Annotated in this window: 22 protein-coding genes; 15 read left to right on the forward strand and 7 right to left on the reverse strand. The window is 73.7% G+C overall.

Going from position 1 to position 25599, the window contains the following annotated elements:
• Positions 1-851 (reverse strand): serine/threonine-protein kinase (locus ACFP3R_RS18290; RefSeq protein WP_380637432.1); only part of this gene is annotated, 851 nt, incomplete at its 3' end.
• A 158-nt stretch (positions 852-1009) separates the two neighbouring features.
• Between ACFP3R_RS18290 and ACFP3R_RS18295 the strand changes: the two genes are divergently transcribed.
• Positions 1010-1621: a TetR/AcrR family transcriptional regulator gene (locus ACFP3R_RS18295; RefSeq protein WP_380637433.1), complete on the forward strand. Its 612-nt coding sequence runs from the start codon at positions 1010-1012 to the stop codon at positions 1619-1621.
• A 6-nt stretch (positions 1622-1627) separates the two neighbouring features.
• Complete coding sequence (locus ACFP3R_RS18300; protein WP_380637434.1) at positions 1628-3874, forward strand: MMPL family transporter; 2247 nt, start codon at positions 1628-1630, stop codon at positions 3872-3874.
• A 161-nt stretch (positions 3875-4035) separates the two neighbouring features.
• Here the strand turns inward: ACFP3R_RS18300 and ACFP3R_RS18305 are convergent, their stop codons facing one another.
• The 3 genes from ACFP3R_RS18305 to ACFP3R_RS18315 form a co-directional block, all read right to left on the reverse strand.
• The gene (locus ACFP3R_RS18305) at positions 4036-4893 is read right to left on the reverse strand and encodes an alpha/beta fold hydrolase (RefSeq protein ID WP_380637435.1); all 858 of its coding nucleotides are present in this window, start codon (positions 4891-4893) and stop codon (positions 4036-4038) included.
• A gap of 85 nt (positions 4894-4978) precedes the next feature.
• On the reverse strand, positions 4979-6151 hold the full coding sequence (locus ACFP3R_RS18310; protein ID WP_380637436.1) for a hypothetical protein: 1173 nt from the start codon (positions 6149-6151) through the stop codon (positions 4979-4981).
• A 120-nt stretch (positions 6152-6271) separates the two neighbouring features.
• Positions 6272-6502, reverse strand: coding sequence for a hypothetical protein (locus ACFP3R_RS18315; RefSeq protein WP_380637437.1), 231 nt, complete (start codon positions 6500-6502; stop codon positions 6272-6274).
• Between the two features lie 290 nt (positions 6503-6792).
• On the opposite strand from ACFP3R_RS18315, the gene ACFP3R_RS18320 reads away from it, so the two are divergent.
• Positions 6793-8253 (forward strand): DHA2 family efflux MFS transporter permease subunit, encoded by a 1461-nt coding sequence (locus tag ACFP3R_RS18320; protein WP_380637438.1) that lies wholly within the window; start codon positions 6793-6795, stop codon positions 8251-8253.
• Positions 8254-8355: 102 nt separating this feature from the next.
• The gene (locus tag ACFP3R_RS18325; protein WP_380637439.1) at positions 8356-9711 is read left to right on the forward strand and encodes an acyltransferase family protein; all 1356 of its coding nucleotides are present in this window, start codon (positions 8356-8358) and stop codon (positions 9709-9711) included.
• A gap of 128 nt (positions 9712-9839) precedes the next feature.
• On the opposite strand, the gene ACFP3R_RS18330 is transcribed toward ACFP3R_RS18325, so the two are convergent.
• Complete coding sequence (locus tag ACFP3R_RS18330; protein ID WP_380637440.1) at positions 9840-10871, reverse strand: LacI family DNA-binding transcriptional regulator; 1032 nt, start codon at positions 10869-10871, stop codon at positions 9840-9842.
• A 383-nt stretch (positions 10872-11254) separates the two neighbouring features.
• Between ACFP3R_RS18330 and ACFP3R_RS18335 the strand changes: the two genes are divergently transcribed.
• The 5 genes from ACFP3R_RS18335 to ACFP3R_RS18355 all read left to right on the forward strand — a co-directional run bounded on the left by ACFP3R_RS18335 (position 11255) and on the right by ACFP3R_RS18355 (position 17255).
• Positions 11255-12586 (forward strand): ABC transporter substrate-binding protein, encoded by a 1332-nt coding sequence (locus ACFP3R_RS18335; RefSeq protein ID WP_380637441.1) that lies wholly within the window; start codon positions 11255-11257, stop codon positions 12584-12586.
• Between the two features lie 32 nt (positions 12587-12618).
• Positions 12619-13569, forward strand: a complete 951-nt coding sequence (locus ACFP3R_RS18340; RefSeq protein ID WP_380637442.1) for a carbohydrate ABC transporter permease — start codon at positions 12619-12621, stop codon at positions 13567-13569.
• Positions 13566-14411 carry a carbohydrate ABC transporter permease gene (locus tag ACFP3R_RS18345; RefSeq protein WP_380637443.1) on the forward strand — a complete coding sequence of 282 codons (846 nt, stop codon included), beginning with the start codon at positions 13566-13568 and terminating at the stop codon, positions 14409-14411. Before ACFP3R_RS18340 ends, ACFP3R_RS18345 begins: the two co-directional genes overlap by 4 nt.
• A 28-nt stretch (positions 14412-14439) precedes the next feature.
• Complete coding sequence (arfA, locus tag ACFP3R_RS18350; protein ID WP_417750597.1) at positions 14440-15939, forward strand: arabinosylfuranosidase ArfA; 1500 nt, start codon at positions 14440-14442, stop codon at positions 15937-15939.
• A 389-nt stretch (positions 15940-16328) separates the two neighbouring features.
• On the forward strand, positions 16329-17255 hold the full coding sequence (locus tag ACFP3R_RS18355; protein WP_380637444.1) for a sulfite exporter TauE/SafE family protein: 927 nt from the start codon (positions 16329-16331) through the stop codon (positions 17253-17255).
• A gap of 66 nt (positions 17256-17321) precedes the next feature.
• On the opposite strand, the gene ACFP3R_RS18360 is transcribed toward ACFP3R_RS18355, so the two are convergent.
• A complete protein-coding gene (locus ACFP3R_RS18360; protein ID WP_380637445.1) occupies positions 17322-18161 on the reverse strand; it encodes an SDR family oxidoreductase in 840 nt (279 codons plus the stop codon).
• Between the two features lie 195 nt (positions 18162-18356).
• Here ACFP3R_RS18360 and ACFP3R_RS18365 point away from each other — a divergent pair, with 195 nt between their 5' ends.
• The 3 genes from ACFP3R_RS18365 (at position 18357) to ACFP3R_RS18375 (ending at position 20719) form a co-directional block, all read left to right on the forward strand.
• Positions 18357-19196, forward strand: coding sequence for an MEDS domain-containing protein (locus tag ACFP3R_RS18365; protein WP_380637446.1), 840 nt, complete (start codon positions 18357-18359; stop codon positions 19194-19196).
• Positions 19193-20137 (forward strand): anti-sigma factor RsbA family regulatory protein, encoded by a 945-nt coding sequence (locus ACFP3R_RS18370; RefSeq protein ID WP_380637447.1) that lies wholly within the window; start codon positions 19193-19195, stop codon positions 20135-20137. Before ACFP3R_RS18365 ends, ACFP3R_RS18370 begins: the two co-directional genes overlap by 4 nt.
• 75 nt (positions 20138-20212) lie before the next feature.
• Complete coding sequence (locus ACFP3R_RS18375) at positions 20213-20719, forward strand: STAS domain-containing protein (RefSeq protein WP_380637448.1); 507 nt, start codon at positions 20213-20215, stop codon at positions 20717-20719.
• A 16-nt stretch (positions 20720-20735) separates the two neighbouring features.
• Here the strand turns inward: ACFP3R_RS18375 and ACFP3R_RS18380 are convergent, their stop codons facing one another.
• Positions 20736-21638, reverse strand: a complete 903-nt coding sequence (locus ACFP3R_RS18380; RefSeq protein WP_380637449.1) for a GDSL-type esterase/lipase family protein — start codon at positions 21636-21638, stop codon at positions 20736-20738.
• A 324-nt stretch (positions 21639-21962) separates the two neighbouring features.
• Here ACFP3R_RS18380 and ACFP3R_RS18385 point away from each other — a divergent pair, with 324 nt between their 5' ends.
• Genes ACFP3R_RS18385 through ACFP3R_RS18395 form a run of 3 tightly spaced genes read left to right on the forward strand, consistent with a single transcriptional unit; the run spans position 21963 to position 25595 of the window.
• Positions 21963-23477 (forward strand): sugar ABC transporter ATP-binding protein, encoded by a 1515-nt coding sequence (locus ACFP3R_RS18385; RefSeq protein ID WP_380637450.1) that lies wholly within the window; start codon positions 21963-21965, stop codon positions 23475-23477.
• Positions 23474-24505 (forward strand): ABC transporter permease, encoded by a 1032-nt coding sequence (locus tag ACFP3R_RS18390; RefSeq protein ID WP_380637451.1) that lies wholly within the window; start codon positions 23474-23476, stop codon positions 24503-24505. Before ACFP3R_RS18385 ends, ACFP3R_RS18390 begins: the two co-directional genes overlap by 4 nt.
• A complete protein-coding gene (locus tag ACFP3R_RS18395; RefSeq protein WP_380637452.1) occupies positions 24495-25595 on the forward strand; it encodes an ABC transporter permease in 1101 nt (366 codons plus the stop codon). The genes ACFP3R_RS18390 and ACFP3R_RS18395 overlap by 11 nt, the downstream gene beginning before the upstream one ends.
• Positions 25596-25599 lie beyond the last annotated feature (4 nt).

A 25599-nucleotide genomic window follows, 5' to 3' on the forward strand; every position in this document is an offset into this window, starting at 1 on the left:
GGGGTCCAGGGCGCGGCCGGCCCTGCCGGGGGCGCGGCGGCGAGCGCGGCTCGGGCGGCGGCGTCCAGGGCGCCCGCGCTCCCGTGCCGGTCGGCCGGGTCCTTGGCCATGCCGCGGGCGATCACGTGGTCCAGCGCGGCCGGCACCGCGGGGTTGAGGTCCCGGGCCTTCGGCGGCGCCTCCCGCAGGTGGGCCCAGATCTGGGCCGCGGTGCCGTCGACCTCGAAGGGCCGCCGCCCGGACAGGCAGGCGAACAGCACGCAGGCCAGCGCGTAGACGTCGGTCCGCGCGTCGACCGGCCCGTTCTCGAACCGCTCGGGCGCCATGTGGTCGAGGGTGCCGATCACGTCGCCCGAGGCCGTGATGTGCGTCTCGGAGGGCGAGGCGCTGCGCGCGATGCCGAAGTCCACCAGGTACACGAAGTCGCCCGGCGCGACGAGCACGTTGGACGGCTTCACGTCGCGGTGCACGAGCCCGTCGGCGTGCGCGGCGTCGAGCGCGCTCGCCACCTGCTCCACGATCCGCACCGCCCGCTCGGGCTCCAGCGGTCCGCGCGCGATCACGTCGGTCAGGTCGGAGCCCTCGACCAGGCGCATGTCCAGGTAGAGGCGCCCGTCGATCTCGCCGTAGGCGTGGATCGGGATGACGTGCGGCTCGCGCAGCCTGGCCACCACCTGCGCCTCGCGCCGGAAGCGGGCCCGGAAGGCGTCGTCGTCGTTGAGGGCGGGCGCGAGCCGCTTGAGCGCCACGACCCGGTCGTGCACCACGTCGTGCGCGCGGTGCACCTCCCCCATCCCCCCGCGCCCGAGCAGCCGCCCGATCCGGTAGGGGCCGAACACCTCGTCAGCCATGTCCCTCGCGTTTCCCGTGCGCCGTACGCTGCGATCGACGCGGGGTGGCGCACCGCGGTTCCCGGAGCGGCCCGGATCGCGCCGGCGTGATCAAGCACACCTACCGGATCGGTCGGTTGACCGACCGAAGCGGTAGGTCACTGGGTACCGTCGGGCACATGGCACGACTGGCCCGGCAGTACGTCGACGAGCGGATACTCGACCGCGCCGCGGGGTTGTTCGCGCGGCACGGGTTCGCCCACACGTCGCTGAAGGACCTCGCCGACGCGGTCGGCCTGTCCAAGGCGGGGCTGCTGCACCACTACCCCAGCAAGGAAGCCCTGTTCGAGGCCGCGATGGAGATGGGCCGCACGCAGAGCCAACTCGTGCTGGACCGGGTGGCGCCGCTGCCGGGCGGCCCGGCGCGCGACCGGCGGTCCGTCGAGCTGCTGGTGGACTTCGCCCTCGAACGGCCCGGTCTGGTGGCGCTGGCGTCCCGGGCGATCAACACGCTGGGCACCGACGAGGACGCCGACGAGGACAACGGGCTGGCCGGCGTGGACCGGCTCGTCTTCGACGTGTTCGGGGTCGACCCGGACTCGGGCGACACCGAGCGGCTGGTCCGGGTCGTCGGGATGCTCGCCGCCCTGGCCGTGCTCAGCCTGTCCGCCAACCGCGCCGGCGACAAGACCGGCTGGCGGCCCCACATCGTCACGACCTGCCTCGACGCGCTCGGTCACGACCGTGCCACTCCCCCTTCCCCGTCCGACCTCGTCCAGGTGGAGGACTGATCCCCCATGGCACGCCTGCTCTACCGACTCGGCTTCGGCGCCCACCGGCGCCGGCTGGTCGTCGTCCTGCTGTGGCTGCTGGTGCTCGCGGGCACCGCCTTCGGCGCGGTGACCCTGTCCGGCCCGACGGCCAACTCCTTCTCCATCCCCGGGCAGGAGTCCACCACCGCCCTGGACAAGATCAAGGAGGAGTTCGGCTCCCAGGGCGGTGCGAACGCCCGCGTGGTGGTCAAGGCCCCCGAGGGGCAGCAGCTCACGACCCCGGAGAACGCCCAGCGCGTCACCGCGCTGGTGGCGGAGCTGGGCACGCTGCCCGGTGTGACCTCGGCGACCAACCCGCTCGACCCGCGGGCCCCGGCCGTGAACCCGGGCCAGGACACGGCCTACAGCACCGTCACCTACGAGGCCAAGGTCGGTGAGGTCACCGAGGAGCAGCGCACCGCGCTGACCGGGGCCGTCGAGGGCGCGCGCGCCGGCGGGCTGACCGTCGAGGTCGGCGGCGAGGCCATCCAGGCGCCCCCGCACATCGGCGGCGCGGCCGAGGTCATCGGCGTGGTGATCGCCCTGGTGATCCTGGCCCTGACCTACGGCTCGCTGGTGGTGGCCGGGATGAACCTGCTCACCGCCGCGGTCGGCGTGGGCATCGGCGCGCTGGGCATCACCATCGCCACCGGGTTCATGGACCTCCAGTCCACCACCCCGATCCTGGCCGCGATGCTGGGCCTGGCGGTGGGCATCGACTACGCGTTGTTCATCATCAACCGCTACCGGCAGGAGCTGCGCGAGGGCAAGGACGTCGGCGACGCCATCGGCACCGCGGTGGGCACGGCGGGTTCCGCGGTGGTGACCGCCGGGCTGACCGTGGTCATCGCCCTGGCCGGGTTGACCGTGGTGGGCATCCCGTTCCTGACCCAGATGGGCGTCGCCGCCGCGCTGACGATCGTCGTCGCCGTGCTGGTCGCCATCACCCTCGTGCCGGCGGTGCTGGGCTACATCGGCAAGCGCGCGCTGCCCCGCAAGCAGCGCACCGCGCCCGTGCCGGCCGCCGCCGCCGCCGACCTGTCCCCCGCCGCACAGTCCCCCGCCGACCGGTCCGCTCCGGACGCGCGGGGCGTCGGGGAGGTCCGGGACCGCGGGTTCTTCCGCGGCTGGGTCGGCGGGGTGACCCGCAACCGGATCGCGACGCTGCTGCTGGCCGTCATCGGCCTGGGGATCATCGCGCTGCCCGTCACCTCCATGCAGACCACCCTGGTCATGGCGCCGCCCGCCGGCTCCACCCAGGAGCGCGCGGACCGGCTGCTGTCCGACGGCTTCGGCGAGGGCTTCAACGGCCCGCTGGTGGTGCTGTTCGAGGGCGAGAACGCCGCGCGGACCGCCGCCGGGACCGTCCAGGCCATCCAGGGCATCGACGACGTGGCCCTGGTCACGCCGCCGACGCCCAACGCCGACGGCTCGGCCGCGATGCTGACCGTGATCCCGGAGTCCGGGCCCGCCACCGAGGCCACCGAGCGGCTGGTCGACGACCTGCGCGCCCACCTGGCCGGGGTCGACGGCGCGACCACCTACGTCACCGGCGCCACCGCGGTGAGCACGGACGTCGCGGTCGCCCTGGACGAGGCCATGCCGGTCTACCTGGCCCTGGTCGTCGGGCTGGCGCTGATCCTGCTGGTCCTGGTGTTCCGGTCGATCCTGGTCCCGCTGGTGGGCGTGCTGGGCTTCCTGCTCACCATCGGCGCCTCGCTGGGCGCGACGGTGGCGGTGTTCCAGTGGGGCTGGCTGGCCGGGGCGGTCAACCTCGACGGCACCGGGCCGCTGCTGAGCCTGACGCCGATCCTGATGGTCGGCATCCTGTTCGGCCTCGCCATGGACTACCAGATCTTCCTGGTGTCCCGGATGCACGAGGCGCACCACCGCGGCGCGTCGCCGCGCGACTCGATCACCACCGGCTTCCACCGGGCCGCGCCCGTGGTGGTGGCCGCCGCGCTGATCATGTTCTCGGTGTTCGCCGGGTTCGTCCCGGCGGGCGAGGGCCCGATCAAGTCGATCGCCTTCGCGCTGGCGATCGGCATCCTGGTGGACGCCTTCGTGGTCCGCATGGTCCTCGTCCCGGCCGCCCTGGCGCTGCTGGGCGGGAAGGCGTGGTGGCTGCCGGGGTGGCTGCGCTGGCTGCCCGTGCTCGACGTGGAGGGCGCGGCCCTGGAGGACGACGGGTCGCGGTCGCGGGACAAGGCCCTGGTCGACGCCGACCGGTGACCACGCGCGGAACCCCGGTGCCCCTCCTCCGCGGGGGGTGCCGGGGTTCCGCCGTTCGCCGGTTCCGGCGGTCGCGTTCCGGCGGTCGCGTTCCGGCGGGCTCCCGGCACCGCGGTAGTCCACTCGGGACGGTCCGCGTGGTGGTCGGGACCCGCGCGGGCTCAGGGGTGGCTGCGGACGTGCGCCAGGATCTCGTCGGCCACGAGCCGGTGCACGGCGGCGGGCAGGGAGTGCCCGAGCCCGGGGACCTCCAGCAGCCGCGCGTCCGGCAGCAGGCCGGCCAGGTGGCGGCCGAAGCCGGGCGGGTAGAAGGGGTCCTCGGTGCCCTGGACGACCAGGGTGGGCGTGGTGACCCGGCGCAGGTCGTCCCCGTCGCGCGGCACCGCCACCGCGCCCAGCCGCACGTGCCCGGTGGACGGGGTGGAGGTGCCGGCGTGCGCGATGACGCCCTCCTCCAGCCGCCGGTACTCCGCGGCGTCGAACGGCAGCACGTCGCCGTGCAGCTCCCGCCACAGCGCGACGCGCCGCGTCAGCTCGGCCTCCTCGTCCGCGCCCGGCTCGGTCAGCGCGATCAGCCGCTCCAGGCGCTCGCCCTGGTCCGAGCGCGGCTCCTCGGTGCTGCCCATGTCGAGCGCGCCGGTCAGGGCGAGGGTGAGGGTGCGGAGGCGGTCGGGGTGGTCGACGGCCAGCAGCTGGCCGATCAGCCCGCCCATGGACAGCCCGACCACGTGCGCCCGCCCGATGTCGTGGGCGTCGAGGACCGCCACCGCGTCCCGGGTCAGGTCGCCCAGGTCGTAGTCGGCTTCCCCGGCGGGCACCGCGGTGGACCTGCCGGTGTCGCGGTGGTCGTAGCGGACGACCCGGCAGCCGCCCCGGACCAGGAGTTCGACGAAGGCGTCCGGCCACGCCGCAGCCGAGGCGTTGGCGCCCATGACCAGCAGCAGCGGCGGGTCCGCCGGATCGCCCAGGTCCTCGCTCCAGAGCCGGACGTCCCCTGCCCGGACCACTCGCTCCGCCATCGCGGCCTCCCCGGTGTGATCGACGGGGGCGACGGTACCCGACCGGGCCGGGGGCGCACCTGCTCGCGGTGCCGTGGGGGCGTGGTCAGTACGCGGAGGCGCGCACCGCGAAGACCGAGCGGGTGCCCGCGTACTCAGTGAGCGACCAGAGCTGTCCCCTGGCGGGCCAGTAGGAGAGGTCCTCGGGCCCGACCGGCAGCACGTCGTGGTGCACGACGACCGGGCCGCCGGGCGTGAACGTGGCCAGGTCGCCCCGGTTGCCGCTGCCGTCGCTGGTGGACAGGTGGAACTTGCCGTTGATCGCGGTCGCGCCCTGCATGCTCTGCACCGACACCTCGTACGCCTCGCTCGCGCGGGCGTAGCCGTCGGCGGACTCGGCGAGCATCCGGTCGGTGTGGTCGATCGGGAAGCGGAACAGGCGGCTGCCCGCGCCGGGGTTGGCGTACTCGCCGACCACGACGCTGTCCGGGGTGCTGGTGCGGTCGAGCGAGGCGAACGAGAAGCGGATGGCGGCGTGCCCGTTGGTGGTCGACTGGGTGTAGGCGAACACCTGCGGCAGCACGTACTTGTAGCCGAACGCCTGGTGGCTGCCGTCGGCCTGGCGGCCGATCGCGGTGCCGTCGGTGGTGCTGGTCTGCCAGAGGTGGCGCAGGTCGAAGACGCGGAAGCCGCTGCCCGTGGCGGCCACGTAGAGGTAGTGGCCGTACCAGAACACGCCGCCCGCGTGCTGGTGCACCGCCCGGAACGACGCCTGGCCCGAGCCGTTGGTGTAGGGCTCGACCAGCAGCACGTGGCGGTAGGTGGGCGCGGAGGGGGTGGAGTGGTCGACGAAGGAGATCCGCACGCCCCGCCCGATCCCGTCGGAGCCGTTGTCGTACCAGCTGACCAGGATCGCCGTCGTGCCCTCGTAGGTGGCCTCGCCGTAGGCGTCGGCGGTCGTGGTGATGCCCTGGGGCATCCAGTAGGCGACGTCGTCGTCCCCGCTGTTCCAGCAGAACGCGGCGACCCGGTTGGCCGCCGCGGGCGAGCAGGTGGTGGCGGCGCGGTTGCCGTCGCCGACGACGGTCGGCACGCCGACGTTGGGCAGCGCGGCGTCCAGGTCGTCGATCAGCCCGGAGTAGCCGGTGGCCTTGAGCCGGAAGTTCGCCGCGGGCAGCGTCGTGGCCGCCTGCGCGGGCGCCGGCACGACCACGGCCGGCACGACCGCCGCGAGGAGCCCCGCCACCAGCCCGACGACCGCTGTTCGGTACTTCTTCACCGGACAACCCCCTTGTTGGTCAGTCACCGACTGAGGGTCATCATGGCGGTGGCCACCGCGGGGATCAACCGCCATCCCGACGCGGTTCCGGTGGGGTGTCGGCGCGGTGTCGGCGCGGTGTCAGTCGGCGGGGCCGCGCAGGGTCAGCACCACCCGCAGCACGTGCTCGACGGCCGAGGGGAAGACCGCGCCGCGCAGTTCGTCGCGGGCGGCGAGGGAGCGGGAGGCGAACTCCAGCTCGTGGTCGGGGCCCACCCGGCGGACCACGAGGGCGGCGATCTCCTCCAGGTCGAGGTCGGGGTGGTCGAGGCGGGTCAGGGCGAACTCGACGAGCAGTTCCTCATCCGTCACGTGCGCTCCCTCCGGGCACTGTCGAGCCTAGTTCAGGTCGGGGCGGGAGGGGTGGGCGTGGCGGCGCGGGGTGGTCGGCGGGGCGGGCGTGGCGGGGTGAGGTGGTCGGCGGGGCGAGGTGGCGGGGCGGGGCGGCGGGGTGGTCGCGCCACCGGGTGTTGTGACCGGCCGCACCCCGTTCACCGGCGGGGAAAATGGACGTTCGCCGGCCGAGCCGCCCGGTATTGTGAGTGGTGTTCGGGGCGCCGTCGCCCATTCTCGCGCCCTTTGTTCCCTGGGGGATCCTCCGCATGACTTCCACCGACGTGCCCGACGTCGCGACGTCGCCGCACGCGCTCAGCCGGGCGGACCGCACCGTGATCGGGGTGCTGCTCGTCGCCACGTTCGTCGTCATCCTCAACGAGACGATCATGGGCGTGGCGCTGCCGGTGCTGCTGACCGAGCTGGACGTGACCGCGTCGGTGGGGCAGTGGCTGACCGCGGGCTTCCTGCTGACGATGTCGGTGGTCATCCCGGTCACCGGCTACCTGATCCAGCGGGTCGGCACGCGGGTGCTGTTCGGCGTGGCCATGGGCCTGTTCAGCACGGGCACCCTGATCGCGGCGCTGGCCCCGGGCTTTCCGGTGCTGCTCGGCGCGCGCGTGGTGCAGGCGTTCGGCACCGCGATCATGCTCCCGCTGCTGATGACGACGGTGATGACGCTGGTGCCGCCGGCCCGTCGCGGCGCGCTGATGGGCAACATCTCGATCGTCATCTCGGTGGCGCCGGCGATCGGTCCGACGGTGTCGGGCGTGGTGCTGGACCTGTTCGGCTGGCGGGCGATGTTCTGGGCGGTGCTGCCGATCTCGTTGGCGGCGATGGTGCTGGGGCTGCGCATGGTGACCGACGTCGGCGAGTCGAGCCGGGCCCCGCTGGACGTGCCGTCGGTGGTGCTGTCGGTGTTCGGTTTCGGCGGGCTGGTCTACGGCCTGTCGAGCATCGGGCACTCCGGCGGGGCGGCGAACACCACGCTGTGGCTGTCGCTGGTGGTGGGGGTGGCGGGCATCACGGCGTTCGTGCTGCGGCAGGTGTCGCTCCAGCGCCGCGAACGCGCCCTGCTGGACCTCAGGACGTTCGCGTTCCGCATGTTCACCCTGGCCAGCGCGCTGATGATGGTGATGATGGGCCTGCTGCTGGGCGTGGCCACGATCCTGCCGATCTACATCCAGAACGTGCTGGGGCTCGACCCGCTGGCCACGGGTCTGCTGCTGCTGCCCGGCGGGCTGTTGATGGGCCTGCTGTCGCCGGTGGTGGGCCGGCTCTACGACCGGGTGGGGCCGCGGGTGCTGCTGATCGTCGGCACGACGGCGACCAGCGCGTCGCTGTGGTTCGCGACCGGGTTCGACGCCGCGACGCCCGGCGCGCTGGTGCTGGTGTTCCACCTGGTGCTGAGCCTGGGCCTGGCGTTCTCGTTCACGCCGCTGTTCTCCGCCGGCCTGGGCGCGCTGCCGTCCCGGCTCTACTCGCACGGCAGCGCGGTCTTCAGCACGACCCAGCAGCTGGCCGCGGCGGCGGGGGTGGCGCTGCTGGTGAGCGTGATGAGCGGGCGGGCCGCCGACCTGCTGGCGGCCGGCGAGTCCGCGGTGGGCGCCGACATGGGCGGGCTGCACTCGGCGCTGCTGCTGGCGGCGGTGTTCTCGCTGACGGCGGTGGCCGGTTCCTTCGCGGTCAGGGGTGGCAGGGCCGAGTCCCCGGGGGTGGTCGGGCACTGATCGGGGTGGGCCTTGCCCCACCCCAGGGGTGGGGGAAGGTGGAGCCCAGGAGGGGGGCTCGCACCGCTGTGCGGGGCGGGATCCGCTGCCAGGCTTGAGATCATGTCTTCGAGCTCGTCGCACCCCGGTGTGCGCGATCTGTTCCTCGACGTGGTCCGCGCCCTGGCCATCGTCGGTGTCGTGGCCCAGCACTGGTTGATGCCGGTGCTGGGCTACTCGGCCGGTCGGCTGACCGCGGGCAACGCGCTGGCCACACCGGGCTGGTGGCTGTTCACCTGGCTGTCCCAGGTGATGCCGCTGGTGTTCTTCGCGGGCGGCGCGGCCAACCTGCTGTCCCTGCGCCGGGTGCACGCGGCGGGCGGCACCGGCCGCGACTGGTTGAACGCGCGCGTGCGGCGCCTGCTGCTGCCCGCGCTGCCGCTGCTGGGGGTGTGGCTGGTGGCGCCGGTGCTGCTGCGTGTCGCCGGGGTCGCCGAGCAGCCCGTCCGGCTCGCCGGCGCGGTGGCCGCGCAGCTGCTGTGGTTCCTCGCGGTCTACCTGCTCACGGTGCTGGTCACGCCGCTCGCGGTGGCCGCGCACCGCCGGTGGGGCCTGGCCGTGCCGGTGGTGCTGGGGGTGGCCGGGGTGCTGGTGGACCTGGCCCGGTTCCGGGACCTGCCGCTGATCGGCTACGCGAACGCGGTGTTCGTGTGGGTGGCGGTGCACCAGGTCGGTTTCCACTACGCCGAGGGCCGGTTGGGCGCGCTGGGCCGTCGCGGCGCGCTGGCGCTGTCGGCCGCGGGTTTCGGCGTCACGGCGCTGATGGTCGCGTTCGGGCCGTACCCGGTGAGCATGATCGGGATGCCGGGCGCGCCCGTGTCGAACATGAGCCCGCCGAGCGTGCTGCTGCTCGCGCTGGGGATCGGGCAGGTGGGTCTGCTGCTGGCGCTGCGCCCGGTGCTGGACGCGTTCGGGCGGCGTCCGCCGGTGGCCGCGGCGCTGCGCCTGCTGGGTCCGCGTTTCATGAGCGTCTACCTGTGGCACATGCCCGCGCTGGTGGTGGTCGCCGGGATTGCCGTGCTGGGTTTCGGCTACCGCACGCCGGAGCCGGGGACGGTGCTGTGGATCGCGGTCGCGCCGGTGTGGGTGGGGGTCACGGCGCTGGTCCTGGTGGGGTTGCTGCGGGTGTTCGGCCGCTTCGAGGCGCGCCGCGCCGGTGACGGGCCGGGTCCGGCGGCGCGGCCGGCGGTGGCGGCGGTGCTGGCCGCCACCGGGTTGCTGGGCCTGGCGGCGACGGGCTTCGCCTGGTCGGCGGACGGGGGGCTGTGGGAGGGGCCGCTGCCCTGGAGCGCGCTGGTGTGCGTCGGGTTCCTGTTCGCGGGGAGGCCGGTGCGGTCCGGTCGGCTTCCGGCGCGCGCCGCCGTCGCGGGTCCGGCGTCGGCCTCGCGGTCGGTGGGCTCGGCGCCGCGCGTGGGGTAGGCGGGCGACCGTCCCGTGTGGACGCCGGTCCGGCTCTCCGGCCGCTCAGCCGGGTCCGGCGCGGCCTGCCCGGCGGGTGCCGTGCCGGGGTTCGGCGCGGCCCGTCCGGTCGGTGCCGTACCGCGCGGTCAGCCGGGGTCCGGCGCGGCCCGTCCGGCGGTGCTGTGCCGGACGATCAGCCGGTGTCCGGCGCGCACCTCCACGCCGGGCAGCGGCCGGTCGCGGGCGATGCGCTCCAGGAGCCGGTCCACGGCGGTGGCGGCGATGGCGGCCTTGTCGGGTGAGACGGTGCTGATCGGGGGGTTGGAGTAGCGGCCGTCCTCGATGTCGTCGTAGCCGATCAGCGCGATGTCCTCGGGCACGCGCAGGCCCCGTCCCAGCGCGACGTGCAGCGCGCCCAGCGCCACCAGGTCGCTGTAGCAGAAGACCGCGTCGGGCGGGTCGTCGCGGTCGAGCAGGGCGGCCATGGCGCCGGCGCCGTCGGCGCGGTTGAAGCGCGGGGTGCCGACGACGAGCGACTCGTCGACCGGCAGGCCGGCCTCGGCGTGGGCCTGCCGGTAGCCGCGGGTGCGCAGCTGGGCGGCCTCGCCGGTGGGGTAGGGCTGGTCGCCGATGGCGGCGATGCGGCGGCGGCCCAGGCCGATCAGGTGCGCGGTGGCGGCGCGGGAGGCGGCGACGTCGTCGATGCCGACGTGGTCGAAGACGCCGTTGGAGACCCGTTCGCCCAGCACGACCAGGGGCAGGGAGGGGTCGTCGGGCAGGTCGTCCTGGGCCAGGCCGAGGGGGCTGAGGATCATGCCGTCGAACAGCAGGCCCCGGCCGCCGCGGCGCAGCAGGTCGCGCTCGTGGTCGGGGTCGCCGTCGGTCTGGTCGACCAGGACGTTGTAGCCGCGGTCGCGGGCCCGGGGGATGATGGCCTGGAGCAGTTCGGCGAAGTAGGGCGTGTCCAGGTAGGGCACGACCACGGCGAGCTGCCCGGAGCGCCCGTTGGCCAGGTTGCGGGCCAGCACGTTGGGCCGGTAGCCCAGTTCGGCGATGGCGTGCTCGACCTTCCGCCGGGTGCCCTCGGTGACCCGGGCGTAGCCGTTGACGACGTTGGACACCGTGCGCGGGGAGACCCCGGCGAGCAGGGCCACGTCACGCAGCGTGGCATCGCGCATGTCTCTCCCGCGGGTCCCCTGCGCGGCCCGTCCGCCGTTGCAGCGCTGCAAGGAGTGTGCCCGGCGAGCCGCGCCGGGACCAAGCCGACGCGCCGGTCCCGGGACGGGGGTTGGTCCGGTTCCACACCGATTGGGTCTTGCAGCGCGGCAAAACGCGGGCCATAGTGCTTTGCAGCGCAGCAAAGCCCGGTATCACGGCGGTTCACCGGTCCCGCGCGACCGAGTACCCGGCGTGGTGCGACACCCGACCGATCCCGGCGAGCCCCGGCATTCGCCCTGCGGGATCACCACTCGGCACGCCACCCCTCCCCACGTGCCGATGACGCTCCGTGCTGGCAGTCGCGCGTGCCCACTGGTGTGCCGCGACGGAAAGGTGCTGCCTCGTGCTTCGTGTCAACCGGTCGCGCAAGGTGCGGCGGGCCGTCGGGTCGGTGCTGGTCGCGGGCTGCCTGCTCGCCTCGGCGGCCTGCGGCGGCACCGACGACGGCGACGACGGCGACGGCCCGGTCCGGGTGTCGGTGTGGGCCTGGTACCCCGAGTTCAAAGGCGTGGTCGACGCCTTCAACGCCGCCCACGACGACGTCCAGGTCGAGTGGACCAACGTCGGCACCGGCCCCGACCAGTACGCCAAGCTCAAAACGGCGTTCACCGCCGGCAAGGGCGCCCCCGACGTCGCCATGGTCGAGTTCCAGCAGATCCCCACGTTCGTCATCCTCGACGCACTCCTCGACATGGGCCCGTACGGCGCCCGCGAGGACCGGGACCTCTACGCCGAGTGGGCGTGGAGCCAGGCCACCGACGGCGACCGCGTCTACGCCATCCCCGTCGACGGCGGCCCGATGGCCCTGATGTACCGCAAGGACCTCTTCGACACCCACGGCATCCCCGTGCCCACCACCTGGGCCGAGTACACCCGGGCCGCCGAACGGGTCAAGGCCGTCGACCCCGACGCGTTCATCGCCAGCTTCGGCACCGACGGCGGCTGGCTCAACGGCCTGATGTGGCAGGCCGGCTGCCGCCCCTACGGCTACTCCCGCGCCCAAGCCCCCGACCGGGTGCGCATCGACCTCACCGCGCGGGACTGCCGGAAGGTCGTGGACCTGCTCGGCGACCTCGTCGACCGCGACCTGATGGCCAAAGACCCGTTCTTCACCGCCGACGCCGGCGCCGCGCTGGACTCCGGCAGGTACTGGACCTGGGCCGCCGCCGGCTGGACCCCCGGCTACATCGCCGGCGCCCTGAAGAACACCGCCGGCAAGTGGGCCGTCGCGCCGATGCCGCAGTGGACCGCCGGCGCCGACGAACACGGCGACTGGGGCGGCTCCACCTTCACCGTCACCAAGCAGGCCAAGAACCCCGAGGCCGCCACCAAGGTCGCGCGCGAGCTGTTCGGCCGCTCCAAACCCGCCTGGGACATCGGCCTCAACAAGGCGTTCCTCCACCCCCTCGTCAAAGAAGTCGCCGCCGACCCCGCCTTCACCGGCAAGTCCTACGACTTCTTCAACGGCCAGAAGATCAACGAAATCTTCGTGCCCGTCTCCGAGAAGCTCGGCGAGTTCCAGTACACCCCGTTCCAGGACTTCGTCTTCGGGGAGCTGACCGACCGCGCCGCCGAGGCCATGGAAGGCACCCGCGAGTGGGCCACGGTGCTGGAGGAGACCCAGCGCAACGTCGTCGCCTACGCCGAACAGCAGGGCTTCCAGGTCAGCCGGTAGCACCGCGGGCGCCGACCACGCCAGGAGACCCCATGACCAGGACACGCACCGACCGGACGCCCACCACCGGCGCCACCACACCCACCCCGCCACCACGACGACGCACCCGCCGGTCCACCGCCCACCCCGTCGCCGGAGCCCTGTTCGTCCTGCCCTTCTTCCTCGTCGTCCTCGCCTTCCTCGTGGTGCCCCTGGCCTACGCGTTCCGGCTGAGCCTGTCCAGCCGCAGCCTCGCCCTGGGCACCCGCTTCACCGGCCTGGACAACTACGCGCGCGCCTTCACCGACCCCGTCCTGCTCGACGGGCTGCTGCGCGTCGTCGTCTTCGGCGCCGTGCAGATCCCCCTCATGCTCGGCGCCGCCCTCGTCGCCGCCCTCGCCCTCGACGCCGTCACCACCAGGTTCGCCGCCGCGTTCCGCCTCATCGCCTTCATGCCCTACGCCGTGCCCACCGTCATCGGCGCCCTGATGTGGGGCTTCCTCTACAGCCGCACCTTCGGCCCCTTCGCCGACCTGCCCACCCTCGTCGGCGGCCAACCCCTCGACTTCTTCGGCGGCACCCTGCTGCTGGCCTCCCTCGGCAACATCGTCACCTGGGCCTGGACCGGCTACAACATGATCGTGCTGTACTCCGCGCTCCAAGGCGTACCGCGCGAACTGCGCGAAGCCGCCGTCATCGACGGCGCGACCCCCGTCCAGATCGCCCTGCGGGTGAAAGTGCCCGCCATCCGCCGGGCCATCGCCCTGGCCGCCGTGTTCACCGTCATCGGCACCATGCAGTTCTTCACCGAACCCGCCATCATGGCCCGCTTCGCACCCAACATCTCCTCCGGCTACACCCCCAACCTCTACGCCTACAACCAGGCGTTCGCCTACTCCGACTTCCACTACTCCGCCGCCATCTCCTTCACCCTCGGCTTCGTCGTCTTCGTCGTGGCCTACGCCGTCGTCCTCGTGCGCCGACACCGAGGAGGGCTCACGTGAACCGCCCGGGACACCGCCTGCCGCACGCCCTCATGGCCGCCGGGATGCTCTACTTCCTCGTACCGCTGCTGTGGGTGGTGATCGCCGCCACCAAGAGCCAGGCCGACCTGCTCTCCAGCCCCGCCCTGTGGTTCGGCGAGGACTTCAGCCTCCTCGACAACCTCCGGCAACTCTTCCGCGAGGACGACGGCGCCTACGGCCGCTGGCTGCGCAACACCGCCCTCTACTCCGGGCTCAGCGCCGCCGGCGCCACCACCCTGGCCGCCCTCGCCGGCTACGGCCTCGCCCGGTTCACCTTCCCCGGCAAACGACTGTTCGACACCGCCCTGCTCGGCATGATCATGGTGCCCGCCACCGCCCTCGTCCTGCCCACCTACCTCATCCTGTCCGAAGTGGACCTCGTCGACACCCCCTGGGCCGTCGTGCTGCCCTCCCTCCTCAGCCCCTTCGGCACCTACCTGGTCCGCGTCTACGTCACCGACAGCGTCCCCGTCGAACTGCTCGACGCCGCCCGCGTCGACCGCGCCGGCGAACTGCGCATCTTCTGGCAGGTCGTCCTGCCCCTGCTGCGCCCCGCCCTCGTCACCGTCTTCCTCTTCACCCTCGTCGCCACCTGGAACAACTACTTCCTGCCCCTGGTCATGCTCAGCGACGCCGACCTCCACCCCCTCACCGTCGGCCTCACCACCTGGTTCAACACCGCACAACAGGAAGCCGGCACCAGGGTGCTGTTCAACCTCGTCGTCACCGGCTCCCTCCTCGCCGTCGTCCCCCTCGTCGTCGCCTTCGTCCTGCTCCAGCGCTTCTGGCGCGGCGGCGCCACCACCGGCGCCCTCAAATGACCCCACCCCCCACCACCGCAGGAGAACCGTGCTGACCGCCACCCTCGCCTACACCCCCGACCACGTCCTCGCCCCCGTGCGACGCAGGCTGTTCGGCTCCTTCGTCGAACACCTCGGCCGCTGCGTCCACACCGGCATCCACGAACCCGACCACCCCACCGCCGACGAGGACGGCTTCCGCGGCGACGTACTCGCCCTCACCCGCGAACTCGGCGTCGAACTCGTCCGCTACCCCGGCGGCAACTTCGTCTCCGGCTACCGCTGGGAAGACGGCATCGGCCCCCACGCCGACCGCCCCGTCCGCCGCGACCCGGCCTGGCGCAGCATCGAGACCAACCAGGTCGGCATCGACGAATTCGCCCGGTGGGCCCGCAAAGCCGACGTCGAGATCATGTACGCGATCAACCTCGGCACCCGCGGCGTCGCCGAAGCCCTCGACGTCCACGAATACCTCAACCACCCCGGCGGCACCCACCTGTCCGACCTGCGCCGCGCCAACGGCACCGACCAACCCCACGACGTGCGCCTCTGGTGCCTCGGCAACGAACTCGACGGCCCCTGGCAGACCGGCCACAAAACCGCCCACGAATACGGCCGCCTCGCCGCCGAAACCGCCCGCGCCCTCCGCCAGGCCGAACCCGACCTCGAACTCGTCGCCTGCGGCAGCTCCCACTCCCGGATGCCCACCTTCGGCCAGTGGGAGTCCACCGTCCTCGAACTCTGCTACGACCTCGTCGACCACATCTCCCTGCACGCCTACTACGACCCCCTCGACGACGACGTGGACAGCTTCCTCGCCTCCGCCGTCGACATGGACCGCTTCATCGACCGCGTCGTCGCCACCGCCGACGCCGTCGGCGCCCGCCTCAAGAGCGACAAGCGCATCACCCTGTCCTTCGACGAGTGGAACGTCTGGTACCTCAGCCGCTTCCAAGCCGACCCGCCCACCGAGTGGCGCACCGCCCCACCCCTCATCGAGGACACCTACGACGTCACCGACGCCGTCGTCGTCGGCAACCTGCTCATCTCCCTGCTGCGCCACGCCGACCGGGTCGCCGCCGCCTGCCAGGCCCAACTGGTCAACGCCATCGCCCCCATCCGCACCGAACCCGGCGGCCCCGCCTGGCGGCAGACCACCTTCCACCCCTTCGCCCTCACCTCACGCCTCGCCCGCGGACACGTCCTGCACACCTCCGTCCACGCCCCCACCACACCCACCACCCGCTACGGCGACGTACCCGTCGTCGACGCCGTCGCCACCCACGACCACGACGGCACCACCACCGTCTTCGCCGTCAACCGGCACCGCACCCAACCCGTCGAACTCCACCTGCCCCCGCACCCCGCCCACGTGACCGAAGCCTGGCTGCTGCACGACCAGGACCCCACCGCCGTCAACACCGCCCACCACCCCGACCGCGTCCAACCCCGCCCCCTCACCACCGACACCACCGACGGCCGACCACGCGCCGTCCTACCCCCCGTCTCCTGGTGCGCCATCACCCTCCGCGACACCCCCGCGCCATAGGACCGGACGCACGCGCTCCAGACCGTTGGCACCGATCCTGGCGGCGGGGGTGCTCGCCGCACCGCACCGGCTGAACCGCCGTCGGTGACGGGACCACCGCCGGGGTCCCGTCACCGCAATCACTCGGTCACCGACATTTCCCGCCGGTTTTCCTCGGTACCCGACATTTCCCACCCTTTTCTTCGGTCTCCGATGTTCTCCGCCACATTCCTCGGTCCCCGAGCTTTGTGACCAGCATCTTTCGGTCATCACTGATGACACAGCAGTGAGATGAAGTACGCGTTCCTCCTCATGCGCAATCCCGTGTTCCGACATGTGGACGCTGTTGGCCGACCGGCGCGAAGTCCGGATGATGCTGTCAATCCGCAGCGAGGGAATGGATGCCGAAAATGCGACAACTGGTGCTGCTCGCGTTGGTGGGCCTGGGCGCCCAACTCGTCGACGGGAGCCTGGGCATGGCCTACGGCGTCACGTCGACCACCCTGCTCCTGGCGATCGGCACCAGCCCCGCGGCGGCCTCCGCGACCGTGCACCTGGCCGAGATCGGCACCACGCTGGTCTCCGGTCTGGCCCACTGGCGCTTCGGCAACGTGGACTGGAAGGTCGTCGCGAAGATCGGCATACCCGGCGCGGTCGGCGCCTTCGCCGGGGCCACGTTCCTGTCCAGCCTGTCCACCGAGACCGCCGCGCCGGTGATGTCGCTGATCCTGCTGGCGCTGGGCCTGTACATCCTGGTCCGGTTCACCACGTTCGGCCTGCCCCGGCACAACCTCGGCAAGCCGCTGCGCAAGCGCTTCCTGGGACCGCTGGGCCTGGTCGCGGGCTTCGTCGACTCCACCGGCGGCGGCGGCTGGGGCCCGGTCGGCACCCCCGCCATCCTGGCCAGCGGCCGCCTGGAGCCCCGCAAGACGATCGGCTCGATCGACACCAGCGAGTTCCTGGTGGCCGTGGCCGCCAGCCTCGGCTTCCTGTTCGGGATCGGCTCGCAGGGCATCGACTTCACCTGGGTCTTCGCCCTGCTCATCGGCGGCGTGATCGCCGCGCCGATCGCGGCCTGGCTGGTCCGCCACATCCCGCCGCGCGTGCTCGGCTCGGCGGTCGGCGGCCTCATCATCCTCACCAACACCCGCACGCTGCTCAGGAGCGACTGGATCGACGCGAGCGACAGCGTGAAGTGGCCGGTCTACGCGGTCATCTACCTGGTGTGGGCCGCCGCGCTGGCCTACTCCATCCGGGAGTACCGGATCGAGCGGGCGCAGGAGAAGCAGCTCGTCGAGGAGACCGAGGCGGACGAGAGCAGGTCCGCCACCGCCTGAGCGGGAGCAACGGGCTCGCCGCGTGGTCGTCGACCACGCGGCGAGCCCGTTCCCGGTCGCGCGGGCTCAGGCCCCGCCGAACGCCCCCGCGTTCTCCCGCACCCACTGCGCGAAGGTGCGGGCGGGCCTGCCGGTGACCTCCTGGACCGTGGGCAGGGGCGTGTAGCCGGCCTCCGGCGGGTTCGTGCGCACCATGACGAAGAACTCGATGTCGTCCTCGGAGAAGCCCTGGTCCCGCCACCGCCGGACCACCTCGTCGCGGGTGAGTTCGACGAACCGGACGTCGCGGCCGAGCACGTCGGCGAGCACGGCCACCCGCTCCGGCGCGGTGAGCGCCTCGGGCCCGGTCAGCCAGTACTCCCGACCCGCGTGGCCGTCGGTGGTCAGGGCGGTCGCGGCCACCGCGGCGATGTCCGCGTCGTGCACCACCGCGCTCCTCGTCCCCGCGAACCCGTCGCGGACCACGCCCCCGTCGCGGACCTGGTCGGCCCACTCCAGCGCGTTCGACATGAATTCGACCGGGGCCAGGCAGGTGTGGTCGAGACCGCCGGCCTCGACGGCCCGGTCCAGGTCCGTCTTCTCCAGGTCGCCCTTGAGCACGGTCACCCGGCGGACACCGGCCGCCCGCGCGAGTTCGAGGATCTCCTCGCCGTTGGTCAGCGGGGCGTAGTCGTCGCCGAAGCTGATCAGGTGCGCGGCGGTGACCCCGGTGAAGGCGTCGGCGAGCGACGCCGTGTCCGCCAGGTTGCCCCGGAGCAGTTCGGTACCCTCCGGGAGGTGGGCTCGGGCCGGGTCGCGGGTGAGGGCGCGGACCCGGTGCCCGCCCGCCAGGAGCCGGTCGACCAGCGGGCGGCCGACGTTCCCGGTGGCCCCGGAGACGAGGATGGTCGTGGGTGCTTCGGTCATGGCCCGGAAGTTACTGTCCATTGAGGTCAGATCCTGACCTCAATGGACAGTGGCGCCCCCCGCCGGGCACCGGGCCGGTCCTCCGGCGGGGCCGGACGGCGGTGGTCCGGGTCCGCGTGCGGGCGGACCACCGCGGTGCCCGGCGGCACGCGCGAGGAGTGGTCGTGCTCCGGGACGACGTGGTTAGGTGTCGACATGCGGAGATCCGGGCTGGTGACGCACGTGCGGGGCCTGGGGGCCCACGACCACGTGTGCTGGCGGTACGGCGACCGGGACGAGTTCCTGGCCCGCCTCCGGGAATTCCTGGCCGAGGGCCTGGCCCTGGGGCACCGGGTCCGCTACGTCGGCCCCGGCGACGTCGGGTCCCTGGTCGCGGACCTGCGCGGGGTCGAGGGCGTCGACGAGGCGCTGCGGACCGGCGCCGCCGAGGTCACGCCGCTGGGCGCGACCTACCCGGCCGGCGCGGTGGTCGAGCCCGCCGCCCAGGTCCGGGTCTACGCCGAGGCCACCGAGGCGGCCCTGGCCGCCGGGTACACCGGGTTCCGCGTCGCGGCCGACTGCACCCCGCTGGTGCGCACGCCCGAGCAGCTGGCGGCCTTCGCCCGCTACGAGCACCAGGCCGACCACCACATGGCCGACCACCCGTTCTCGGCGATGTGCGCCTACTCCGGCGCGGAGGTCGACGAGCACGCGTTCGCGCAGATCGCCTGCATGCACCCGAGCACCAACACGCCCCACCCCGGCTTCCGGCTGCACGCGGCGGGCGACCGGGTCACCGCCCTGGGCGGCGAAGTGGACCTGGGCAACGGCGACCTGTTCGCGCTGGCGCTGGAGCGGGCCGAACCGCCGCCCCGCGGCGGTCGGCTGGTGCTGGACGCCGCCGAGCTGTCCTTCCTCGACCACCGCGGCCTGCTGCGCCTGGTCGACCACGCCGACGAGCGCGGCGCGACCGTCGAGCTGCGCACGGCCTGGCCCGGCGTGGCCACGCTGGTGGACCTGCTCGGCCTCGACGTCCGGGTGGAGCACCTCGCATGACCACCGCGACCGCCCCTCCCCCCGGCGACCTCGTCCACCCGGCGGTGTTCTACGCCTCCGAGGAGGAGTACCTGGACCTGCTCGTGCCCTTCGTGCTCGACGGCCTGGAGCTGGGCCACCCGGTGGCCGCGTCCGTGCCCGGCGCACGGCTGCGGCTGCTGCGCGACGCGCTCGGCGCGGCCGCGGCCGCGGTGCTGCTGCTGGACATGGAGGTCGAGGGCCGCAACCCGGGTCGGATCATCCCCGGGGTGCTGCGCCGGTTCGCCGACGACCACCCCGAGCGGCACGTGCGCATCATCGGCGAACCGATCTGGGCCGGGCGCACGGACGTGGAGTACCCGGCGTGCGCCCAGCACGAGGCGCTGATCAACCGCGCCTTCGCCGGCCGGGACGTCACCATCGCCTGCCCCTACGACACCGCCGCGCTCGACGAGCACGTGCTGGCCGACGCGCTGGCCACCCACCCCGAGGTGTGGGAGACCACCCGCCGCTACGGCAGCGGGGACTACGCGCCGGACGCCGTCGTCGGCCGCCACAACCGGCCGGTCGACGCCGGTCCGGACGCCGCCGAACTCCCGGTCACCGGCACCACCGGCACCGGCGCGGCGCGCCGGTTCGCCGTGGCGGAGGCGGAGCGCCTGGGGCTCCCCGCCGGGCGGGCGGCCGACCTCGCGCTGGTCGCCACCGAACTGGTCACCAACAGCCTCCGCCACACCGGCGCGGGCTGCCGGCTGAGCCTCTGGCGGGACGGGGACCACCTGGTCTGCGCCGTCGGGGACGGCGGCCGGCTGACCGACCCGCTCGCCGGCCGCCGACCGGCCGACCGGGACCGGGAGGGCGGCCGCGGCCTGCTGGTGGTCAACCACCTGGCCGACCTCGTCCGCACGCACACCACCCCGCACGGCACCACCGTGTGCGCCTTCCTGAGCCTGAACCCCTGACCGGGGGACCGCCCACGGCGCCGGACCTCATCGCGCGCGGGTGTCGACCGGGCGTGGACGGGGTAAACACCCCGGGTGACTCCAGTTCCGCCGGGCACCCGACCGCAGCCGCCGACCGCCGATCCCGGGTACGGCGTGGACGGCGGGTTCGACCGGCCCGGGGTGGCGGTCCGGGTCGCCAGGCGCCGCGGCGTGGTGTTCGCCGGGGTGCAGGGCGACATCGACACCGACAGCTACGAGGACATGCGCCGGCAGCTGTTCGCGTGCCTGGAGGACGACCCCTCGGCGCTGATCGTCGACCTCGGCGACGTGGTGGTGTTCGGTTCGCTGGGCATCGCGGTGCTGATGGAGGTGCACGAGCGCGCCTACGAGACCGGGGTCGGGTTCGCCGTCGTCGCCCGGCAGCGCACCGTGGTGGACCCCATGCGGGTGACCGAGGTCGACGTCCTGCTGACGCTGCGCCCGACCGTGGACGAGGCGTTGACCGCCGTGCGGGCCCGGTCCGGCCAGACCGACGACGGGATGCCCGGACCGCGCGACTCGGAGGAGCAGGACCACGGGTTCTCCTGGTGGTCGTCCTAGACGGCTCCGACCGGGGTCAGCGGCCCGTGGCCTCCAGGACGGCGTCGGCGATCTCCTCGTGGCCCTCGGGCGTCGGGTGCACGTCGCCGTGCCGGCAGAAGTGGGTCAGGGCGCACACCCGCGCCACGGAGGACGGGACACGGCCGTAGGTCGGGTCGTCGGTCACCTCGGTCAGGGGCGCGTACCCGCCGGTCGCGGCGGTGATGTCGACGAACTCCGCCCCCACCGCCTCGTACTCGGTCTTGAGCGCGTTGTTGAAGAAGTCCCGGAAGAGCGACACCGACAGGCGCGCGAGGTCCTGGCCGTTCGGGAACGCCCGGTTCACCCACGCGCCGAGGAACACGTCCGGGTAGGTCAGGCCCACCACCGGGGCGTCGCCGGCGGCCTCGCGCAGGACGGGCAGGGTGGCCGCCAGGTTGGCCCGGACGTCGGCCACGGCCCGGGTCGCGCACGCCAACGGGTCCGCCGCCCCCGCGCACGGCGCCAGGTCGTTGCCGCCGATCACCACGGTCACCAGGCCCACCCTCCCCCGGTGCTCGCGCAGCGCCTCGACGGCCGCGTCCAGCTGGGTGCGCCCGGCGGGGTCCGGCGCGCCCAGGGCGCGGTCGGCCGGGTCGCAGCCGGGCTCGGCGCGCAGCTGGGCGGAGGTGGCGCCGCTGCACGCGAGGTTGATCAGCCGCAGGTCCGACCGCTCGGCCACGAGGTCGGCGAACCCCTCCGCGGACCCCTGGGCCCCACCGGCGGCGGCCGGCCGGTAGCCGGTCGCGTAGGAGTCGCCCAGCGACACGTGCACGCGCTCGGCGGGTGGCTCGCCGCCGGACGTCGAGGCCGGCGCGGGGGCGCCCGAGGGCTCCGCCGTGCACGCCGCCAGCGCCACCAGCAGCGCTCCCGCCAACGCGGACCGCCGAATCCCCGGCACGTCTGCCCCTCTCGTCCGGAACGGGATCGTCCCCCGAGGGTACCCGGCGACGGGGTGGGCACTCCCGGTCCACAGTGGACCGGACCACGGCACCGCGACCGGCTGCCGGCGGCCCGACGACGGCACCCGGCAACCCGGCAACCCGCACCCGGCGGACAGGGTCTTGAAACGTACCAGCCAGGCGCGCCCGGTCCAGCACGGCAGCACAACGATGAACTCCGCATCTCCACAACGTTGCGGCCGAACCGTTGACGCCCCCTTCCGAGGCCCCCTAACCTCGCGCTTCATCACCGCTTTGAAACATTTCAGTACGGGAGGTGCCGGATGGACCCGGAACGCGCGGCCCCGCTGCTGGAGGTCCACGACGTCACCAAGTCGTTCGGCGCGGTCGCGGCGGTCCGCGGTGTGTCGTTCCCGCTGTTCGGCGGTGAGGCCCACGCGCTGGTGGGCGAGAACGGCGCGGGGAAGTCGACCGTGGTCAAGGTGCTCGCCGGGGTGCACGAGCCCGACCGCGGCTCGATCGCCGTCGACGGCGAGGTCCGGCGGCTGACGAGCCCGGCGGTCGCCCGCGACGCGGGCATCGCGGTCATCCACCAGGAGCCGACGCTGTTCCCGGACCTGTCGGTGGCGGAGAACATCTTCATCGGCAGGCAGCCGCTGGGGCGCTTCGGCCGGGTCGACCGGGCGGCCCAGCGGGCCGGGGCGGTGCGGTTGTTCGACCGGCTCGGCGTGCGCCTGGACCCGGACCGGCCCGCGCGCGGCCTGTCCATCGCCGACCAGCAGCTGGTGGAGATCGCCAAGGCCCTGTCCCTGGACGCGCGGGTGCTGGTGATGGACGAGCCGACCGCCGCGCTGTCCGGGGTCGAGGTGGAGCGGCTGTTCGCGGTGGTCCGCGCGCTGTGCGCGCAGGGCGCGGCGGTGCTGTTCATCTCCCACCGCTTCGACGAGGTGTTCGCGCTGTGCCAACGGCTCACCGTGATGAGGGACGGCGCGTGGGTGTCGACCGACCCGGTGGCCGAGGTCGGCGTGGAGCAGGTGGTGCGCCGCATGGTCGGCCGCGACGTCTCCGCGCTGTTCCCGAAGGAGGACGTCGAGCCGGGCGACGTCGTGCTGGAGGTCGACGGGCTGACCCGGCGCGGGGTGTTCGCCGACGTGTCCTTCTCGGTGCGCGCGGGCGAGGTCGTGGCGCTGGCGGGCCTGGTGGGCGCCGGGCGCAGCGAGGTGGTGCGCGCGGTCTTCGGGGTGGACCGCTACGACGCGGGCCGGGTGCGGGTGGCGGGGGCCGAGCTGCGGCCGGGCTCGCCCGCCGCCGCCGTGGCGGCCGGGGTCGCGCTGGTCCCGGAGGACCGCCGGCAGCAGGGACTGGTCGTGGAGCTGTCGGTCGAGCGCAACGCGACGCTCACCCGGCTGGGGTCGCTGGCGCGGCTGGGCCTGCTCACCGGGCGGGCCGAGCGCCGCGCCGCGCGCGAGTGGACCGAGCGGCTGAGGGTCGGGTACGGGCGGCTGTCCGACGCGGTCGGCACGCTGTCGGGCGGCAACCAGCAGAAGGTGGTGCTGGCCAAGTGGCTGGCCACCGGGCCGCGGGTGCTGATCGTCGACGAGCCGACCCGGGGCATCGACGTCGGCACCAAGGCCGAGGTGCACCGGCTGCTGTCGCGCCTGGCCGCTCAGGGCGTGGCGGTGCTGGTGGTGTCCTCCGAGCTGCCGGAGGTGCTCGGGATGGCCGACCGGGTGCTGGTCGTGCACGAGGGGCGGATCGCGGCCGAGCTGTCCCGCGCCGAGGCGACCGAGGAGTCGGTCCTGCTGGCGGCCACCGGGCAGGGGGTGTCGGCGGCGTGAGCGCGCGACAGGAGCGGGCGGCGGCCCCGCCCGACGCGGCCGGGCCCGCCCGCCGGCCGTGGGCGGCGCGGGAGTTCGGCATCGTCGTGGCCCTCGCGCTGCTGGTGCTGGTGACGGTGCTGGACAACCCGGGTTTCCTGGCCCCGCAGAGCCTGCGGGACCTCGCGCTGGGCGCGGCGGTCCTGGTCGTGCTCGCGGTCGGGCAGACCGTGGTGGTCGTCTCCCGCAACATCGACCTGTCGGTCGGGTCGGTGCTGGGGCTGGCCGCCTTCGCGACCGGCAAGCTGCTCGGCTCCGCGCCGGGCACGCCGCTCGCGCTGGTGGTCCTGCTCGGCGTGGGGATCGGCGCGCTGTGCGGCGTGGTGAACGGGGCGCTGGTCGCCGCCGCCCGGGTGCCCGCGCTGGTGATCACGCTGGGCACCCTCTACGTCTTCCGCGGCGTCGACCACTCGTGGGCGCGGGGGCAGCAGGTCAACGCCTCCGACCTGCCGCGCGACTTCCTGGCCCTGGGCACCTCGACCGTGCTGGGCGTGCCGGTGCTCGCGCTGGTCGCGGTGGCCGTGGTGCTGGTGGTCGGGTCCTGGCTGCGCTCCTACCGCAGCGGCCGGGAGCTGTACGCGATCGGCTCCGAACCGACCGCCGCGCGGCTGTCGGGCCTGCCGGTCGGCCGCCGCGTGTTCACCGCGTTCGTCGTCTGCGGCGCGCTGGCCGGCCTGGCGGGCGTGCTGTACGCGGCCCGCTTCGGCACCGTCGACGCCACCGCGGGCACCGGTATCGAACTCCAGGTCGTCGCCGCGGCCGTGGTCGGCGGCGTGGCCATCTTCGGCGGCAGCGGCAGCGCCCACGGGGCCGCGCTCGGCGCGCTGCTGCTGACCACCATCGGCAGCTCCCTGGCGGTGCTGCGGATCAACCCGTTCTGGCAGCAGGCGGTCGTCGGGGCCCTGATCCTGGCCGCCATCGGCATCGACCGCCTGCTGGCGGCCCGTACGGCGAACCGCTTGCGGGGGAGGTCGTCCCATGGCGCGTGACACCCTGCCGGAGAACACGAGTCCGGAGAACACGAGTCCGGAGAACGCAGACCCGGAGAACGCGAGCCCGAAGAGCGCCGGCCCGGAGAACAGCCGCCCGGAGAACGCGGGCGCGGTGCTGCGGTCCGCGCTGACCCGCTGGGACACCGCGCTGCTGGTCGTGCTCGCCGCGGTCGTGGTGGTGGCCGGACTGGCGGTGGACGGTTTCGCCACCGGCCGCAACGCCCAGTTCCTGCTGCTCGACGTGGTCGCGATCGCGCTGATCGCGCTGCCGCTCACGCTCATCGTCATCACCGGGGAGATCGACCTGTCGGTGGCGAGCACGCTCGGCCTGTGCAGCGCGGTGATGGGGCAGCTGTGGGTGGCCGGGCTGCCGCTGGAGCTGATCGTGGTGCTGGTCGTGCTGCTCGGCGCGGTGCTGGGCGCGGTGAACGCGGTGTTCGTGACCCGCTTCGCGCTGCCCTCGCTCGCGGTCACCATCGGCACCCTGGCCGCCTACCGGGGCCTGGCGTTCGTGGTGCTGGGCGACCAGGCGGTGGCGGACTTCCCGGCCGACTGGACCGCCGCCGCGAGCAGCACCGTCGCGGGCGGGGGCGTGCCGTGGGCGGTGGTCGTCGCGCTGGCGCTCGCGGTGGTGTTCGGCGTCGTGCTGCACGCCACCCCGTTCGGCCGCTCCCTCTACGCGATGGGCAACAACGCCGAGGCCGCCGCGTTCGCCGGCATCCGGGTCGCCCGCGCCAAGTCCTGGCTGTTCGTAGTCTCCGGCGCGGTGTCGGGCCTGGCCGGGGTGTACTGGACGCTGCGGTTCGCCAGCGCGCGGGCGGACAACGCGGCCGGGCTGGAGCTGGCCGTGGTCGCCGCGGTCCTGCTCGGCGGCGTCTCGATCTTCGGCGGTCGCGGCACCCTGCTCGGGGTGCTGGCCGGGGTGCTGCTGCTCGGCGCGGTCCGCAACGCCCTCCAGCTCGCCGACGTCGCCGCCGACACGCTCGACGTCGTCACCGGCGGCCTGCTCATCGCCTCGGTCGTGGTGCCCAACGCGGTCACCCTGGGCCGGGCCCGCCTGCGGCGCGGACGACGCCGCCCGACCTGATCCG

Origin of the sequence: Saccharothrix lopnurensis (assembly GCF_042658445.1) — a bacterium.
Taxonomy (GTDB): Bacteria; Actinomycetota; Actinomycetes; order Mycobacteriales; family Pseudonocardiaceae; genus Actinosynnema; species Actinosynnema lopnurensis.